Annotated in this window: 17 protein-coding genes; 5 read left to right on the forward strand and 12 right to left on the reverse strand. The window is 58.9% G+C overall.

The window, feature by feature from the left end; all coding sequences use genetic code 11:
- Positions 1–160: 160 nt before the first annotated feature.
- Positions 161–1,336: a type III PLP-dependent enzyme gene (locus tag A8B84_RS11950; protein ID WP_064229396.1), complete on the reverse strand. Its 1,176-nt coding sequence runs from the start codon at positions 1,334–1,336 to the stop codon at positions 161–163.
- 225 nt (positions 1,337–1,561) lie between these two features.
- Here A8B84_RS11950 and A8B84_RS11955 point away from each other — a divergent pair, with 225 nt between their 5' ends.
- Positions 1,562–1,774, forward strand: coding sequence for a YjfB family protein (locus tag A8B84_RS11955; RefSeq protein WP_064229397.1), 213 nt, complete (start codon positions 1,562–1,564; stop codon positions 1,772–1,774).
- A gap of 3 nt (positions 1,775–1,777) precedes the next feature.
- Here the strand turns inward: A8B84_RS11955 and A8B84_RS11960 are convergent, their stop codons facing one another.
- Entirely contained in the window at positions 1,778–2,596 is an 819-nt protein-coding gene (locus tag A8B84_RS11960) for an alpha-L-glutamate ligase (RefSeq protein WP_064229398.1), read from the reverse strand.
- A 143-nt stretch (positions 2,597–2,739) separates the two neighbouring features.
- Here A8B84_RS11960 and A8B84_RS11965 point away from each other — a divergent pair, with 143 nt between their 5' ends.
- Positions 2,740–3,594, forward strand: a complete 855-nt coding sequence (locus tag A8B84_RS11965) for a translation initiation factor eIF-2B (RefSeq protein WP_064229399.1) — start codon at positions 2,740–2,742, stop codon at positions 3,592–3,594.
- On the opposite strand, the gene hrpB is transcribed toward A8B84_RS11965, so the two are convergent.
- From hrpB to A8B84_RS11995, 6 genes are all read right to left on the reverse strand, one after another.
- Complete coding sequence (hrpB, locus tag A8B84_RS11970) at positions 3,548–6,028, reverse strand: ATP-dependent helicase HrpB (RefSeq protein ID WP_064229400.1); 2,481 nt, start codon at positions 6,026–6,028, stop codon at positions 3,548–3,550. The genes A8B84_RS11965 and hrpB overlap by 47 nt on opposite strands.
- Positions 6,029–6,050: 22 nt before the next feature.
- Entirely contained in the window at positions 6,051–6,722 is a 672-nt protein-coding gene (locus A8B84_RS11975) for an SCO family protein (protein ID WP_064229401.1), read from the reverse strand.
- 148 nt (positions 6,723–6,870) lie between these two features.
- Positions 6,871–7,791 carry a heme o synthase gene (gene cyoE / locus A8B84_RS11980; protein WP_064229402.1) on the reverse strand — a complete coding sequence of 307 codons (921 nt, stop codon included), beginning with the start codon at positions 7,789–7,791 and terminating at the stop codon, positions 6,871–6,873.
- Positions 7,788–8,849, reverse strand: coding sequence for a COX15/CtaA family protein (locus A8B84_RS11985; protein ID WP_064230080.1), 1,062 nt, complete (start codon positions 8,847–8,849; stop codon positions 7,788–7,790). The genes cyoE and A8B84_RS11985 overlap by 4 nt, the downstream gene beginning before the upstream one ends.
- A gap of 64 nt (positions 8,850–8,913) precedes the next feature.
- On the reverse strand, positions 8,914–9,552 hold the full coding sequence (locus tag A8B84_RS11990; RefSeq protein ID WP_064229403.1) for a hypothetical protein: 639 nt from the start codon (positions 9,550–9,552) through the stop codon (positions 8,914–8,916).
- Positions 9,553–9,563: 11 nt separating this feature from the next.
- On the reverse strand, positions 9,564–10,298 hold the full coding sequence (locus A8B84_RS11995; RefSeq protein ID WP_227512809.1) for an SURF1 family protein: 735 nt from the start codon (positions 10,296–10,298) through the stop codon (positions 9,564–9,566).
- An 80-nt stretch (positions 10,299–10,378) separates the two neighbouring features.
- On the opposite strand from A8B84_RS11995, the gene A8B84_RS12000 reads away from it, so the two are divergent.
- Positions 10,379–10,582 carry a twin transmembrane helix small protein gene (locus A8B84_RS12000; RefSeq protein WP_064229404.1) on the forward strand — a complete coding sequence of 68 codons (204 nt, stop codon included), beginning with the start codon at positions 10,379–10,381 and terminating at the stop codon, positions 10,580–10,582.
- A 10-nt stretch (positions 10,583–10,592) separates the two neighbouring features.
- Here A8B84_RS12000 and A8B84_RS12005 read toward each other — a convergent pair whose 3' ends face one another.
- From A8B84_RS12005 to coxB, 4 genes are read right to left on the reverse strand one after another with little or no spacing between them, the layout of a single operon-like run.
- Positions 10,593–11,480, reverse strand: coding sequence for a cytochrome c oxidase subunit 3 (locus A8B84_RS12005; protein WP_064229405.1), 888 nt, complete (start codon positions 11,478–11,480; stop codon positions 10,593–10,595).
- Positions 11,481–11,496: 16 nt separating this feature from the next.
- Positions 11,497–12,099: a cytochrome c oxidase assembly protein gene (locus A8B84_RS12010; RefSeq protein ID WP_064229406.1), complete on the reverse strand. Its 603-nt coding sequence runs from the start codon at positions 12,097–12,099 to the stop codon at positions 11,497–11,499.
- Between the two features lie 15 nt (positions 12,100–12,114).
- A complete protein-coding gene (gene ctaD / locus A8B84_RS12015) occupies positions 12,115–13,698 on the reverse strand; it encodes a cytochrome c oxidase subunit I (RefSeq protein WP_064229407.1) in 1,584 nt (527 codons plus the stop codon).
- A 57-nt stretch (positions 13,699–13,755) separates the two neighbouring features.
- Positions 13,756–14,880 carry a cytochrome c oxidase subunit II gene (gene coxB / locus A8B84_RS12020; protein WP_064229408.1) on the reverse strand — a complete coding sequence of 375 codons (1,125 nt, stop codon included), beginning with the start codon at positions 14,878–14,880 and terminating at the stop codon, positions 13,756–13,758.
- A 203-nt stretch (positions 14,881–15,083) separates the two neighbouring features.
- Here coxB and A8B84_RS12025 point away from each other — a divergent pair, with 203 nt between their 5' ends.
- Positions 15,084–16,412, forward strand: a complete 1,329-nt coding sequence (locus tag A8B84_RS12025; RefSeq protein ID WP_064229409.1) for an MATE family efflux transporter — start codon at positions 15,084–15,086, stop codon at positions 16,410–16,412.
- A gap of 207 nt (positions 16,413–16,619) precedes the next feature.
- On the forward strand, positions 16,620–17,270 hold the full coding sequence (locus A8B84_RS12030) for a hypothetical protein (RefSeq protein WP_064229410.1): 651 nt from the start codon (positions 16,620–16,622) through the stop codon (positions 17,268–17,270).
- The last annotated feature ends 11 nt before the right edge of the window (positions 17,271–17,281 follow it).

The following is a 17,281-nucleotide window of genomic DNA, read 5'->3' on the forward strand; positions in this document are numbered from 1 at the left end:
AAAACCAAGTTGTCCCTCGCGGACTCCCCGAGTAAAGCCCGAGCGGCCGTGGGGTGGGGGAGCTTTTTCTGGCGGGAAAAAATGTCTGAGCAAAGCGAGTTGTTTTTCCCAGAAGAAAAAGCTCCCCCGCCCCGCGGCCAGACTCCAAGCTAAAACAGGGTCAGATGTAGTAGTCCTTCAACGGAGGAAACCCGTTAAACTCAATGGCGCTATAAGTCGTGGTATAAGCCCCCGTAGACAGCCAGTACATCCGATCCCCAATCGCCAGGTTCAACGGCAGCGGATACTTGTGATGCTCATACATGATATCGGCACTGTCACAGGTCGGCCCGGCAATCACACAATCCTCGCCTTCGCCCACCTTCTCCGTCCAGATCGGAAACTTGATCGCCTCATCCAGCGTCTCGATCAGCCCCGAAAACTTGCCCACATCGGTGAACACCCAGCGGTGCAGGGCGGTGCGGGATTTCCGGGAAATCAGCACCACTTCACTCACCAGCACACCGGCATTGGAAATCAGCGAACGGCCCGGCTCGATGATAATCTCCGGCAGCTCGGCGCCAAAATCCTCGTGCAGGAACCGGGCGATCTCCTCCGCATACACCTTCAGCTCGTTGGTGCGGGTGATGTAATTGGCCGGAAAACCGCCGCCCATGTTGATCATCTTCAGCTCGATGCCGTCTTCTTCCTTCAGACGCTCGAAAATCACCTTCACCTTGTTCAGGGCCGCATCCCAGGCGCCGATTTCCCGCTGTTGGGAACCGACGTGGAAAGACACGCCATAGGGCACCAGGCCCAGGTCACGGGCCAGGATCAACAGGTCCATGGCCATGTCGGTCTGACAACCGAACTTGCGGGACAGCGGCCAGTCGGCAGTCAGGGTGCCCTCGGTCAGGATGCGTACGTACACCTTCGAACCCGGAGCCGCCTTGGCGATGTTGCGCAGGTCCGCTTCGGAGTCAGTGGCAAACATACGCACGCCCTTCTCGTAGAAGGAGCGAATGTCCTTCGCCTTCTTGATGGTGTTGCCGTAGCTGATGCGCTCACCGGTCACACCCAGGGCCATCACCTTGTCCAGCTCATATACCGACGCGATATCGAAACAGGCACCCTTGTCACGCAGCATGGTCAGGACCTGCGGGGCCGGGTTGGCTTTCACCGCGTAGTAAACCTTGGCGTAGGGGAAGCCTTCCACCAGCTCATCGTACTGGCGATCAATCGTGGCGGTATCAATCACCACAAACGGGGTTTCCTTGCCGTCGGCAAAGTCCTTGATGCGTTTGAAAGTCTCGGTGCTGTAGTAATCAGCAATATTGGCGTTGGCGGCTTCGGTCATGGGTGGTGTGTCCCTCCACAGGGCAAACAGGCATAAAAAAAGGCGCCACAGCAAGGCTGCAGCACCCGTTAGATAGCGCGATCATCGGGCTTTTTTCAGGGCCCGGATATGAGCACTTTTACCCATAAAAAGAAGAGAATTTGTTACCGAATGAAAAGGAGCGTTGAGGGCTATTCTACTCATGTTAGGATGAACATAATTTGATCAGAACTGTATGGTTTTTTTATGTCGGACATCAGCTCAATCGCCGCCGCCAGCACTCAGCTGAATCAGCAGCGCGTGCAGGAGCAGGCAAAGCTTTCTGTCCTGAAAGCCTCCCTCGATATGGCCCAGCAGGGCGCCCTCCAGCTGCTTGAAGGCGTGACGGAAACGGCAGTAGCGACCGCCGGCGCTAATCCGTCTGACAGCGTCGGCAGTCTGATCGACGTCCGCGCTTAGCCTTCAGACCGCCACCGGCCATATCGGCGGTGGTTCGGTGGGGCCGTCCGGGTCTTCCGGTTCGGTCTGTTCCCGGAGATAGCCGAGAATCGCCTCCTGGAGCTCCGTGCCCTGGCCCAATCCCTTGTTTCCGAACAGCCGGTTGAATTCCAGTACGTAAGGGTGGCCATCCACCAGCGCAATATCAAAGCCCGCGTGATCAACACCCAGATCCCTGGCCAGCCGCAACGCCAGGTCCGTCATCACCGGGGGAACCGGACTGTTGTCAATGCGGCCACCCCGGGCCACATTGTTGTAGAAGCCCTGATCGGCCTGGGTTCGCCAGTAAGCCGTCAGCACCCGATCGCCAACCACCACAACTCGCGCATCCCGGTCCAGAGGGAGGTATTCCTGGGCGTAGAGCACGTCGGTGCGTTCGCAGTAGCGGCGCCAGTCCTCACGGGATTCAATCAGCCAGACGCCTTCGCCCATGCTGGCCTTGGGGAGCTTTGCCACGAACGGATGCACCATGGCATCCCAGATCATGTCACGTTCCACCGGGCCGTTGGCCTCAATCATGGTCCAGGGCGTGTGTTCCGGGGCCACCGCCTGGAATGCACGGGTCATCTCCACCTTGTCGTGGCCGATGCGATAGCTGGCTTCGCTGGGAAACACCCGGCACTTGAGACCATGAACCAGGGCATTCAGCTGCCAGTATTCCGGGAACAGGACCCACTCTGCGTCCCGCAACAGTTCTTTATGGCGCAGAAACTGATCAGGCTTGAGAACCGTGGTGTTGGGGAAGCCAAGGGTCCGGAAAATATCGAAAGAGACAAGGTGCATGGATACAGCGCACTCGGGGGGTTGAATTGCGCGTATTTTATACAGGGTTTCCGCTCAGGCAAGTGGTATTTTCACTATTCAGGAATCAGGAAATGCCTTACTGCTGCTACCCTTGGGTCAGGCGATGTAAGGAGGCAGAAATAATGCAAGGACTGGATTTCAGGGCACGGACTATTTTGGCCGGCGTGCGAGAAGACTTGCAGTCCGGCGCCACGCAGCTGGCTCTGAATACCCTCGACGAGTTGTTATCCTACCTGGACGACACCAAGCCTGGGGTTGAAGCCCTTTACCGGCTGCTGGCAGAGCTCCGGGCCGCCCGCCCGAGTATGATCGTGATTGGCAATGCCCTGGGCATGATCGAACAGCGGTTGGCCAGTGATCCGCATGCCGCACGACAGGCTGTCCTGGACACGCGGGATCAGTTACAAAACGCCACCACCAGCATTTCCCGACACGCCCGCGAGCATTTGCCGAAAGCCCCCGTAATCATGACCCACAGTGCCAGCTCTGTGGTCCTGGCGCTGTTCCGGAGCATGGCCGAGAACCAACAGTCCTTTTCCGTCATCTGCACCCAGAGCAGCCCGGGGTTTGAGGGTCACTCCCTGGCCCGTGCCCTGGATAACCTCTCCGTACCCGTCACGCTGATTACCGATGCCCAGATGGGGCTGTTTATCTCCGGGGCCGATGTGGTGATCACCGGGTGCGATACCTGGCTCGACGATGGATATTTCATTAATAAAAGCGGGACCCTCCTTCTGGCCCTGGCAGCCAAGGCCGCCAACAAGCCCTTCTGGGTTCTGGCGGACAGCTTCCGCCAGAGCGACGCGGACTCCGCATCGGTTGAGCTTGAGGAAATGCCGGTAAACGAACTCAACGCGCCTGAAGGAGAGTGGATAACCCCCCGGAACGTCTACTTTGAGCTGGTGCCACACTCCCTGGTCAGCCAGCGGATCAGCGAGCAGGGCGTTTTTTCGTGCCCTGCTGGGCCTCGGCGGTAAAGGGATCTTCCGGCCAGGGGTGCTTGGGGTATCGGCCGCGCATGTCCTTGCGCACCTCGGGGTAGGCGTTGCGCCAGAAACTGGCCAGATCGGCGGTGACCGCCAACGGACGCTGGGCCGGTGAGAGCAAATGGATCACCACCGGTACGCGCCCGCCGGCAACGGCCGGGGTTTCTGTCCAGCCGAACAGGGCCTGAAGCTTGGCCGCCAGAACCGGGCCATTGTCCGCGGTATAGTCCAGGCGCACCCGCTGGCCGGTGGGGATGCTCAAGTGCGTTGGCGCCAGGGCCTGAAGCTGCTGTTGTGCCGGGTAATCAAGCTGGTTGTTCAGGGCCGCTAGCAGGTCGACCCGGGCCAGATCCGACCAGCGGCCCATGCCAGCCAGAAACGGTCCAAGCCAATCCTCCAGATTTTCCAGCAAGGCCGCATCGCTTGTGTCCGGCCAGCCATCATTGGGGAAGGTGTCGGCGAGCAACCGCACACGAGCACGCCACTGGCGGCTGTCGTCGGTCCAGGGCAGGCTTTCCAGGCCCTTTTTCCGGATGGCGTTGATCAGGCCCTGCTGAACCAGCTCCGGATCCACCCGGGTAATCGGTTTCTCCTGCAGCACCAGTTCGCCCAGTTTACGTACCTGTCTTGCCAGGATCTTGCCCTGGCTGTCGTCCCAAAGCGCCTCTTCGGTCTCGTGGATGTGGTCAGCCAGATCCAACTCCAGATCCGGAGTGTCCACCGGAGCCGCCAGGTAGATGGTTGCTTCCCGGGCCCGGCCATCCAGTTCGGCGGCCACCAGCCAGTTGTGCCGGGCCAGGGGATCCTCCTCTCTCAGTGCTGCGCCTTTGCCGTTACTGAGTTGGTACCTTGGCGCCTTGCCCGCACGCCGGCGGGCGATACGATCCGGATAGGCCAGAGCCAGCAATCGTCCTACCTCCGTCTCGGACGGCATTGGCGCATCAGCAGGAGCCGGCCCGGAAAGCCTTCGGGCCGACTGACGCACGGCCTTGAGGCGGGCCGCATCCAGCGTGCGGTCACGTCGCTCGCCGTAAAACACACGAATCCGCTCGTGCATATCCGCTCCGGCGCCGGGGCCCAGAAGATCCCGTTCTCCAAGCAGGGCGGCCAGTGCCGCGGCAGGCCCTTCAAGCCCCATGGTGCGGCCCCTCAGGACCATATGGGCCAGGCGCGGGTGGATTCCCAGGTCACGGGCCGCTTTGCCGTGATCCGTTATAGCCCCGTCTGAATCCAGCATATCCAGCCACTGCAACAAGGCCACCGCCTGTTGCCAGTGGGCTGCCGGCGGCTCATCAATCCAGGAGACAGCGGCGGCAGCCCGGGCGCCCCATTGGGCCAACTCCAGAACCAGGGGCGCCAGATCGGCCTCCAGAATTTCCGGAGGCGTATAGTCCGCCAGTCCGAACTGTTCCGATTCGCTCCACAGGCGATAACAGATGCCCGGCTCAACCCGGCCGGCCCGGCCCTTGCGCTGTTCCGCCGAGGCCCTGGAGACCCGACCGGTAACCAGTCGCGTCATGCCACTATTTGGGTCAAATACCGCCCGGCGCTGCTGGCCGCTGTCGATGACAACCCGTATGCCTTCAATGGTCAGACTGGTTTCGGCAATGGCCGTGGCCAGCACCACCTTGCGTTGGCCTTCAGGCGCCGGTGAGATGGCCTGATCCTGCTGTTCCGATTTCAGGTTGCCGTAAAGCGGTGCAACCATCACATGGTCCGGCAGGTTTCCCCGCAGTTGCTGCTCCACCCGGCGTATTTCGCCGGCGCCGGGCAGGAACACCAGCAGGGAGCCGGTTTGATCCCGCAGTGCCTCCTGAATCACCGACGTGACCTGATCCACCATCCGTCCATTGCGGGGCAACGGCCGGTAGTGAATAGCCACCGGGAATGCCCGCCCCTCGCTGGTAATTACCGGGACGTCTCCAAGCACCCTGGCAATGGGTGCGGTATCCAGGGTTGCCGACATCACCAGCAGCCGCAGATCCTCCCGCAACGCCTGCTGGGATTCCCGAACCAGGGCAAGGCCAAGATCCGCCTGAAGGGAACGTTCATGGAACTCATCAAAGATGACTGCGGCGTAGTCCTCCAGCATCGGATCGGCCTGGATCAGCCGGGTCAGAATACCCTCGGTCACTACTTCAATGCGGGTTGCGCCAGACACCCGGGTATCCAGCCTTGTGCGGTAACCCACCGTCTGGCCGGGCTGTTCATTGAGCTGCCTGGCCATATACCGGGCCGCGGACCGGGCCGCCAGGCGACGAGGTTCCAGCATCAGGATCTTGCCGTCACCGCGCCAGGGCGCCTCAAGCAGAGCGAGGGGAACACGGGTAGTTTTACCGGCACCCGGCGGGGCCTGCAGGAGTATGGTACTGGTCTGCTCTAGAGCCGCTTGCAGCTCTGGAAGAATGGCGTCGATAGGGAGCATCGGGTTCCTGGTTTTCAGGGCCTCAGGAGCTTACCCGGTCACGATTGGCCTTCGCCCACTGGTAGATCCGCTCGAAGGCCTCGGCCAGGTTGTGCGGATTATGGGGTGGCTGGATCACAGCAGCAAGTTCGCCATCGGGGTTCAGCAGGGCAAAATGGCCGCTGTGATCCACCAACAGCTCGCCGTCCACCTCCCGGTGCACAAACACCGCGCTGAGGCTCTTGGCCAGTTCCCTCAGGGTATCGAGATCGCCGGTCAGGCCATGGAAGTTCTCTCCGAAGAAATCGGTGTAGGCTTTGAGTTTTTCCGGCGTGTCGTGCTCCGGATCGGCGCTCACCAGCAGATAGTCCGGCTGGGGCAATTCCTTAGAAAGCAGCTTGTCGGTCTGGCGCAAATTGGCCATGGCCGCCGGGCAGATATCCGGGCAATTGGTGTAGCCCACAAAGGCAAAGGTCCAGCGACCCCTCAGGCTTTCCCGGGTGACCGTTTCACCGTTCTCGTCCGTCAGCGTGAATTCCGCTAGCTGCCTGGGCTGGTCATACACATAGGTATTGAACTCCGTCAGCTCCGGCGCCGGAATCGGTTCCTGGTTACCTACCAGAAACACCTGTCTGCCAACGACCAGTCCAAAGATCAGAACGACGATTAACAGCAGGAAAAACAGGGTAAGGCGGATAGAGCTCGAAGTTTTCATGGATCGTCCAATTCGATGGTCAGACAAGCAGGCGGGGATGGCTTTCCGAAACCGTGCGGAGCCATGGATGGCGGAGCCGAACGTACACGGACGTATTTACAGCGTGTTTCGGAAAGCCATCCCCGCCTGCGTCAGCACAATGTCTGACTCAGAAGAATACAAAATGATCCACAAGCAATACCACAAACAGCGCCATGAGGTAAGTGATGGAATACTTGAAGGTATTCAGTGCCACGCGCCGGTCGTCCCCCTTCAACAGCCGCACCGCGTACTGCAGGAAGCGCAGGCCAAGGGCCAGGGCGCCAACCAGGTAAATACCGCCGGACATGCCTGTGACAAAAGGTAGCAGGCTGACCGCCAGCAACATCAGGGTGTAGAGCAGGATATGCAGCTCGGTGAACTTGTTGCCATGAGTGACCGGCAGCATGGGAATGCCCGCCTTGGCATACTCTTCCTTGCGGTGGATGGCCAGGGCCCAGAAATGCGGCGGGGTCCAGGCGAAGATGATCAGCACCAGCAGCAGGGCATGGCCCTCAACCTGTCCGGTTACGGCGGTCCAGCCCAGCAGCGGTGGCATAGCACCGGCGAGGCCGCCGATGGTGATGTTCTGGGGCGTGGCCCGCTTGAGGAACAGGGTATAGACACCGGCATAGCCCACCAGGGAGGCCAGGGTCAGCCAGGCAGTAAGATGATTCACCTGCCACATCAGCACGGCCATCCCAATACACGCCAGGATGGCCGCAAACAGCACCGCATCCAGGGGCGAAATCTTGCCTGTGGCTACCGGGCGCTTGCGGGTGCGGGCCATGACCGTGTCGATTTTCTGGTCCACCACATGGTTAACCACCGCTGCAGCACCCGCTAACAGGGCAATACCAAGATTACCCCACACCAGAACGCCCCAGCCGGGCACCCCAGGCGCCGCCAACAGCATGCCGATTACCGAGGTGAGGATCATCAGCGCAACCACCCGGGGCTTGGTCAGCTCCAGATAGTCACGCCAGGAAATGGTTGTTCTGGAGTCGCTCGCAATTGCCTGGGCCGGCAGTGCTTCCACTTGCTCGCTCATGCCGTAACCTCCTGGTTCATTGTTGTTGTATGTGTTTCTGTGGCGGTGTGTGGCTTCGGTAACAATTGATGCTGCCAGATCAAATGGATTACTGAAAGCAGGAGCCCCGCACCCATGGCGTTATGGGCCACGGCGATGGACAGGGGGATATGGAAAATCACATTGGCCAACCCCAGCAGGATCTGGATACCCAATAAGACCGACACCAGCTTGATAGCGTTGTTGAGTCCGGAGTCGCCACGACGCCGCCACATCAACGCCAGCAAAGCGGTGAAATACACCAGCACCACCATGGCGCCCACCCTGTGGGTAACATGGATGGCGACCCGTCCATCAGCCGTGAGCTGGCCACCGAGATAGTTGGGGCCCACGTGCTGGGTTACGTCAAACCCATGCCGGAAATCCATGCCCTCAGGCCACCACTGCCCCTGGCAGGTGGGCAGGTCGGTACAGGCAACGGCCGCGTAATTGGCCGCTGTCCAGGCCCCGAGGGCAATCTGCATCACCACCAGAAGAAGCCCGCCATACAGCCAGGGACGGAAACCCGCCAATGCAGTCGTTGGCGGTGGCGCCTGATCCGGTTTTTGCCTGGCTTGCCGACGCAAACGAAAGGTCAACAGCGTCAGCAAACTCAGCGTCGTAAAGCCACCCAGAAGATGCAGTGCCACAATCTGTGGCCACAATTTCAGGGTTACCGTCCACATGCCGAAGGCGCCCTGAAGGAGGATAAATCCGGCAATAAACAGCGGCAGCTTCACCGGAACACCTTCGCGCCGGTGGCGAACGGCATATCCCGCCAGCCCGAAGACCACCAGCCCGAGGGTTCCGGCGGCGTATCGATGGATCATTTCAGGCCAGCCCTTCTCCACGTCCACCGGCGTATCCGGGAAGCGGGCGTTTGCGATGGCAATGCTGGATTCGCTCTGGGGCACCGTCAGAAAGCCATAGCAGCCGGGCCAGTCAGGACAACCCAGCCCGGCGTGCACGAGACGGGTCCAGGCACCCAGCATGATGACGATAACCGCCAGCAGAACGGCGAACGTGGCCCATCTGGCCATCTTCCGGGCCGGCAGGGAGGATGAAGGAAACGACTGGTTCAAGGCTGACTCTCCGCTCCGACCATTAACCGATCTGCGACAGTTTGAGCAGATGCTTGAGATCCTCCAGCATATCCTTGCCGGTATGTTCGGAACCGTAATGCATCATCACGTTGCCGAAGGGATCGACCAGCAGGATGCGGGGCTCGGCTTCCGGATTGATGCCGGATGGCCAGTTTGGCTGGGCGCCTTCCGCAGGCACAAGACGTTCCATGGAGCTGTATTCGGAGGACCACCGCGCCTGCAGATCGGAAGGCACACTCCCCAGTGCGGCTGCCCGCGAAACGCGATTGGCGTTCTTGCCGAGGGCAATATTCACCTGTCTGGCCAGATAGAGCAGTTCCTCACACTGGCTGCCGCACTGGCCGGCAGCCACAATCATCAACCAGTCCGGGTCAGTCTTGTCCGGGCCAAAGCGTTCCGCCAGGGGAGTGCCGGAAGTGGTTTCAAGGTTAAGCGACGAGACCGAAGCCACTGGCTGAAACAGAACGCCGTTGTTGGTGTGGCCAGCAGGGTTCAGCCAGCCGGTATAAAACATGATGGTTGCGACAATCATCGGGCCAAAGCCCAGCGCAAACAGAAGGAACGCCGTGCGGCGACCGCGACGGGCCTGTTCCGGGGTTGGCCCTTCGTTCTGTTCCTGGTCGGATATCCGGTTAGCCATTGTCATTGTCATTATTGGTTCCTGTCTTTCGATGACTCGCTCTTTCTATAACTCGCCACTACCGTCAATATAGTCAGTGCCACGGCCAGCGCAAACCATTGTGTGGCGTATCCGTAGTGGGTTTGTGGCCCCATCAGGTCCGGTTCCCAGTCTGCCCGGTAGGCACCCGCCTGGCGCGCCCCGGAAAGTCGTACGATTTGGCCGGGAAGTTCAGGAATCTCCTGCCGGGCTGCCTGTTCTGAGAGGCTTTGCACTCGCCGGGGCCATTGCCCATCTGCCGCTGGCTGATCCATCAGCACCGGAGGCACCGGATAATCGCTGATCCTTCCCTCCAGGATGAAAATCCCCTCTGGCGTATTAACATCCGGTAGCTGATCCCGTGTCCTCGGTGCTTGCACCCAGCCACGATTAACCACTACCGGCGGACCTTCAAGGGGGCGAAACTCGGTAAGCACTTCATAGCCTGGAATCCCATCCCGCGTCCGGTTATCCAGAAGCCAGGTCCGGCTTCCATAAAGGCCGGTCAATGTCACCGGCCGACCGGCAGTCAGGTCCCGAGCCACGATATCCTGCCATGCCAGGTTTTCCGCCTCCTGCTGCCATTGGTCCAGCAGAAGCTGTTTTTCCGCAGCCCGATTCAACTGCCAGATACCCAGGCTGATAAGGATCGGCAAGAACACGCCACTGAAGACCAGCAACCGCCAGTCGAACTGCCATTGGCGGCGTTTGCGCTGCGTATCAGACATGCTCTGCTATAGTGACCTCAGCGAGTCCGGAACAGGTTCCGGGCCGTAAATTCATGACACCTACAAAAACAGGAAGTCCCATGCTAAAGGCCGTAATCGTTTTTCTGATGCTTGCCGTTCTGGTGAGCCTGTTCAGTGGCCTGTTCTTTCTCATAAAGGATGGCGGCAAGACCCATCGTGTCGTGAACTCCCTGGCGGTACGGGTCGCGCTCAGCATACTGCTCCTGGCGGTGATTCTGATTGCTCTGTGGCAGGGCGCCCTGACCTTGAATCCGACGCCCTGACAGATGTTCATCAAAGGATATAGACAAAGACAAACAGGCCCAGCCAGACCACATCCACGAAATGCCAGTACCAGGCCGCAGCTTCAAAGCCGAAGTGATTATCGGCGGTGAAGTGACCCTTGGTTATTCGGACCAGCATGATGATCAGCATCAGTGATCCCAAGATCACATGAGCCCCGTGAAAGCCGGTCAGCATGAAGAAGGTACTGCCGTAGATGCCGGACTGCAGAGTCAGGTCCAGATCCTGGTAGGCGTGCATGTACTCGTAGCCCTGAACAAACACAAATACGATGGCCAGCGCGATGGTCAGAGCCAGCCAGAGCTTGGTTTTCGCCCGATTGCCAGCCTTCAGCGCATGGTGAGCAACGGTTACGGTGAAGGATGATGTCACCAGAAGAATCGTGTTGATAAGCGGCAGCCCCCAGGGACCGATCACCTCTTTGGGGCCGGGATAGGCCTCCGGATTCGGGTTGCTGACCAGGGGCCAGCTGGACTGGAAGCCCTCCCACAACATGTTGGAGCTTCCCCGGTCGCCTTCACCTCCCAGCCAGGGCACAGCGAAGACCCGAACGTAGAACAAGGCACCGAAAAATGCCGCAAAGAACATCACTTCCGAAAAGATAAACCAGCTCATCCCCCAACGGAAAGAGCGGTCCATCTGCGGGCTATATAACCCCTGGCGACTCTCCTGAATGACATTGCCGAACCAGCCAAACAGCATGTACGCCATGATGATGGCGCCGATCATGAACATGATCCAGGCACCTGTCGTACTCTCGCCCTGCTTGCCATTGACCATAATGGCCGCAACCCCGTACAGGGTTACGCCAAGGCCAACGGTCGCGATGATGGGCCACTTGCTTTGTTCCGGAACGTAATAGGTCTGGTTTTCCGCCATGACAGTCTCCGATGGCTTATCCGTTATCGTTTGTTGTTGTGTCTTTCCGGGAAGTTTGCGTTACCGCCGGCTGCTTGCCCTGATCGTAGAGCGTATAAGACAGCGTGAGCTTGGTGATGTGTTTCGGCAGGTCCTTGTCGACGATGAAAATGAGCGGCATTTCGGTGCTTTCACCAGCTTCAAGCGGTTGCTGGTTGAAGCAGAAGCATTCGGTCTTGTGGAAGTAAAGTGTGCCTTCTGAAGGTGCAAGGCTTGGGACCGCCTGCCCGACCATGGCCTCGGTTGTCGGGTTCTCCGCATAGAAGTTAACCGTGGTCGGCTCCCCGGGATGCACATCCACGGAACGCACAACCGGACGAAACTTCCAGGTCATCCCCGGGCCATTGGAGGCGAGAAACTGCACTTTCACCGTCCGGCTCATGTCCGCTTCGGCCACCTCGGTGGACTCGTACCGGCCACCGGTCTTGCCGTTGATCCCGGTAATTTCGCAGAACACGTCGTACAGGGGCACCATGGCAAACCCAAAGGCAAACATGCCGACCACGCTGGCCATGCACCAGCCCACGACCCGGGTGTTGCTCCGGGGCGCGCCTGCCTTGTTTGCCTGCTGATCTGCCATGGCCTCGCGCTCCGGTTACTTCACTTCCGGTGGTGTTGCAAAGGTGTGGTAAGGCGCCGGTGAGGGCACGGTCCACTCCAGGCCTTCAGCACCATCCCAGGGCTGGGCAGCAGCCTTTTTGCCACCCTTGATGCATTTGATCACGATCAGCAGGAACAACAGCTGCGTGGCGCCGAACATGAAGGCGCCTACGCTGGAAACCATGTTGAAGTCCGCAAACTGCAATGCATAGTCCGGAATCCGGCGCGGCATGCCAGCCAGGCCCAGGAAGTGCATCGGGAAGAACGCCAGGTTCATGCCGATAAAGGACAGCCAGAAATGGGTCTTGGCCAGTGTTTCGTCGTACATGTGACCGGTCCATTTGGGCAGCCAGAAGTAGGCCGAAGCAAAGATCCCGAAGATGGCACCCGGTACCAGCACGTAGTGGAAGTGGGCAACCACGAAGTAGGTATCGTGGTACTGGAAGTCGGCCGGGGCGATGGCCAGCATCAGACCGGAGAAACCGCCGATGGTGAACAGGATCACGAACGCCACGGCAAACAGCATCGGAGCTTCAAAGGTGAGGGAACCCCGGAACATGGTAGCCACCCAGTTGAACACCTTCACCCCGGTGGGTACCGCAATCAGCATGGTGGCATACATGAAGAACAGCTGGCCGACTATGGGAATACCCACGGTGAACATATGGTGCGCCCAGACCACGAACGACAGCAGGGCAATGGCGCCGACCGCATAGACCATGGAGGCGTAGCCAAATAGCGGTTTGCGAGAGAACGCCGGAATGATGTGCGAGACCGCGCCGAAAGCCGGCAGGATCATGATGTACACCTCGGGATGCCCGAAGAACCAGAACACATGCTGGAACAGCACCGGATCACCACCGCCGGAGGCATCAAAGAAGCTTGTGCCGAAGTTGATGTCCATCAGCATCATGGTGACCACACCGGCCAGCACCGGCATTACTGCAATCAACAGGAACGCGGTGATCAGCCAGGTCCAGACGAACAGGGGCATTTTCATCAGGGTCATGCCCGGCGCCCGCAGGTTCAGGATGGTGGCGATCACGTTGATGGCGCCCATGATCGAGGAGATGCCCATGATATGGACAGCAAAGATGAAGAAGGTGGTGCTGGGTGGCCCGTATGTCGTCGACAGGGGCGCGTAGAACGTCCAGCCGAAGTTGGGCGCGCCACCTTCCATGAACAGCGTGGAGACCAGGATCAGGAAGGCACAGGGCAGCAGCCAGAAGCTCCAGTTATTCATCCGTGGAAGTGCCATGTCCGGCGCGCCGATCATCAGCGGAATCATCCAGTTGGCCAGGCCGACAAAAGCCGGCATGACCGCACCAAAGACCATGATCAGGCCATGCATGGTGGTCATCTGATTGAAGAATTCCGGCTGCACAATCTGCAGCCCGGGCTGGAACAGTTCCGCCCGGATCACCATGGCCATGGTTCCACCCAGCAGGAACATGGCGAAACTGAATATCAGGTACATTGTCCCGATATCCTTGTGGTTCGTGGTCAGCAGCCATCGGCTGATGCCTTTTGCCGGGCCGTGATGATGATCCTGGGCGTGGGTATCTGCAACCGCACTCATGAAAACCCCCGTTACCGCCATTTATTGTGGCTGGTGATATCTGTTATCTGGCGTTGATTACTGCTGATTCTTGTAATCAAAAATTTCTTTCGGAGTGACCATTTCACCCGTGTTGTTACCCCAGGCATTCCGCTCGTAGGTAATCACCGCGGCGAGGTCCACTTCGCTCAGCTGATTGCCGAACGCTTGCATAGAGGTGCCGGCCTTGCCATTCACGACAATATCGATGTGCGCTGCCATATCCTGGGTCGCAATCGGACTGCCCTTCAGCGCCGGAAACGCCGGTGGCGCACCGCTGCCATCTGGCTGGTGACAGGCAGCACATGCGGTCTGGTAGGCTTTCTCGCCCCGCTCCATCAACTCGGCCATGGTCCAGTCTTTTTGGGTCAATTGGCGTTCACGCTCGGCAGCCTCTTTCTTTTCGGCGACCCAGGCGTTGTATTCCTCTTCGGGAACCGCCTCGACAACGACCGGCATGAAGCCATGATCCTTGCCACATAGCTCAGTACACTGACCACGGTATATGCCGGGCTTGTCGACCCGGGTCCAGGTCTCGTTGATAAAGCCCGGAATAGCATCTTTCTTGACGCCAAAGTCCGGCACCCACCAGGAGTGGATGACATCGTTGGCCGTCAGCAGGAAGCGAACCTTCTTGCCTACCGGAATCACCAACGGGTTATCCACCTCAAGAAGGTAATTCTCGCCCTTGGCCTGGCGGTTCTCGATCTGATCCCGTGGCGTGGAAAGGTTGGAGAAGTAGCCAAAGTCCTCATTGATGTATTCGTATTGCCACTTCCACTGGTAGCCAGTGACCTTGATGTCCACTTCCGATTCGGTGGTGTCATACATGTCGACCAACGTCGCCGTGGCAGGAATCGCCATAACAACCAGGATGACAAAAGGTATGATGGTCCAGAGAATCTCGACCAGGGTGTTTTCGTGAAAGTTTGCCGGTTTGGCGCCCTGGGATTTCCGGTGGGCAAAAATAGACCAGAACATGACTCCGAAGACCACGACGCCAATGACGACGCAGATCCAGAGTATGGTCATGTGAAGGCTGAAAATTTCATTACTGGTGCCGGTCACCCCCGGGGTCATGTTCAGTGTCCAGTCCGCCATGGACCAGGCGGGGAACATCAGACCGCCTAAAAGGGCACCTGCCCGCTGAGCGTGCACGCGCATACTGTGTCTCCACAGAGTGTTATTCTTGTCGGATTTTGCGTTATCCCACCGGTCTCACTGGCGCTCGCATACACCGGAAAGACCAGAGTGGAAGCCTGCTTACGGATACCTCAGATTCGAGTATAGACACAGATCAAAAAAAGACTAAAAAATCGGCTAAATCCAAAAAAGCTAACCACAGAATTTTAAGACTTAAAAAGAATATGACTTTTAACCTTCCGGCAACCGACCGGCGTCTTTGGGCCCTGGCCTGGCCGTTGATGCTCACCAATCTCACGGTTCCTCTGCTGGGGCTGGTGGATACTGCCGTGCTCGGGCATCTGGAAAGCCCCGAATATCTGGGGGCCGTCGCCGTTGGTGCCAATTTGTTCAGCATCCTGTACTGGACCTTCGGCTTCATGCGTATGGGCACGACCGGCCTGGCGGCCCAGGCCTGGGGCAAGCGTGACAGTTTCAGCCAGGTGGCATTACTGCTGCGGTCGGTGCTGCTGGCAACCGGTATCGGTGTGCTACTGATTCTGTTTCACCAGCCGCTGATCCATACAGGGCTGACCCTGATGAATCCAAGTGAGGGCGTTACTGAACTGGCCGCCGAGTATGCTGCTATCCGAATCTGGAGCGCGCCGGCGGTTCTCTGCCAGTACACGCTGGTTGGCTGGCTCATTGGCACCCAGTTTCCGCGGGGCCCGATGATCATGCTGATCGCGGCGAACGGCCTGAACATCGTGCTGGATATCCTCTTTGTCACCGTGTTGGGCTGGAACAGCCGCGGCGTGGCCATCGCCACGGTAATTGCCGAGTACGGTGCGGCCACTATCGGTTTCCTGATCGTGTTAAGGCGGATGCCCGAAGGTCAAACACTCACCCGGGCCTTGTTCGGCAAACTGGAGGATTACCTGAAGATCCTCCGGGTGAACCGCTACATCATGGTTCGCACCATCGCCCTGTTGCTGGTGCTGGCGTTCTTCACTGCCCAGGGTGCCCGTCAGGGAGACACCATCCTGGCGGCCAACGCGGTTCTGATCACCTTTCTGCTGCTCATTTCCAACGCCCTGGACGGTTTTGCCAATGCGGCAGAGGCGCTGATTGGCGAAGCCGTCGGTAAAGGCAGCCGGCGCCGGTTCCGGGTGGTTTTTCGCAGTGCCCTGAGGTGGTCTCTCTGGGGCGCCCTGTTGCTCACCATTGTTTTTGTTGCCGGCGGGCACTGGCTGATTGCTTTGCTGACCGGTATCGAAGAAGTGAGAGCCACCGCCTGGCGCTACCTGCCCTGGCTCTGGCTGCTACCATTTGCCGCAGTCTGGGGTTTCCTCCTGGATGGCATCTTCATCGGAGCCACCCGAACCCGGGACATGCAGAACACCATGCTGTTCTCGGCCCTGGGCGTTTTCGCTCCGGTATGGTGGCTGACCACGGGTTGGGGAAATCACGGGCTCTGGTTCGCGCTGATCTGCCTGATGGTGGCACGGGCGGTAAGCATGGGCTGGCTCTGCTGGTCCCACACCCGTCATGGCCGGTGGTTCCAGAGCCAGTGACGGAGATGCAATCTGTAACATTACGGCCGGGTATTTTCACAATAGCGGAAAAGCAGGTGGAAAAATCTCGGCTACACTTGTGTGAACAGGCAGGCACGTTGTGGTAGCCAGCCCTCCTCATCCTGCCCGGGAACTCGTTGCTATCAGTTGCTAACAACGGGAGGCGCCTTGCGACCTCAATTCGTTCAGACATCGGCATCTCCTGAAATGACACCACAGGTAGTCCTAGAGATTATTGACCAGGCGCGGCGCAAGGAGGCCCGCTCCGGGACCTTCCTCCGGCAGCTTCATGAAAAGGTTGCTGCGTTGCCGTCTGCCGTCACAATCGAGGGTTACCAGCCCGCCACGTGCCTGTTCCAGTTTGTGGTTGAGTACATTGAAATGGCACCACGCCTTATCGAGTGCGTCGAAGCCTGTGCCCGTGAGGCGGGCAAAGCCGATCTCTTTGAGCCATTCGTGAATGCCGCCATCCGCTATTTCACGCAGCCGTCGGCACTTCTGGTGCGCTATGACGGTCTCGATGGCCTGCTGATTCGTGCCTATCTCTGCCATCGGCTGATGGAAGAGATGTATGAAAATAACCGGTGTACCAGAGCCAGCGAAATCGTGGATATAGAAGCAACTCGTGCTAACCTGCTCGCCCACCAGTTGATTGGCGAGCCCTTTGCCAACGAGCTGGATGATTCCATCACCGTGACCGTGTTGCAGATAGCAGGCACGCCGGACTATTACGAGCTGAACCTCGACCCCTTTGTCGAGCAGGTGAACAATGCCGCCTGGGACTGGATGCGGCACTACTGGGAAAATCTGTTGGTAAGGAACCACATTCGATTTTCCCTCGGTTCCGGTCTGGCCTGACAGGTTCAGAG

It is taken from the genome of Marinobacter sp. EhC06 (assembly GCF_001650915.1).
Classification (GTDB): domain Bacteria; phylum Pseudomonadota; class Gammaproteobacteria; order Pseudomonadales; family Oleiphilaceae; genus Marinobacter.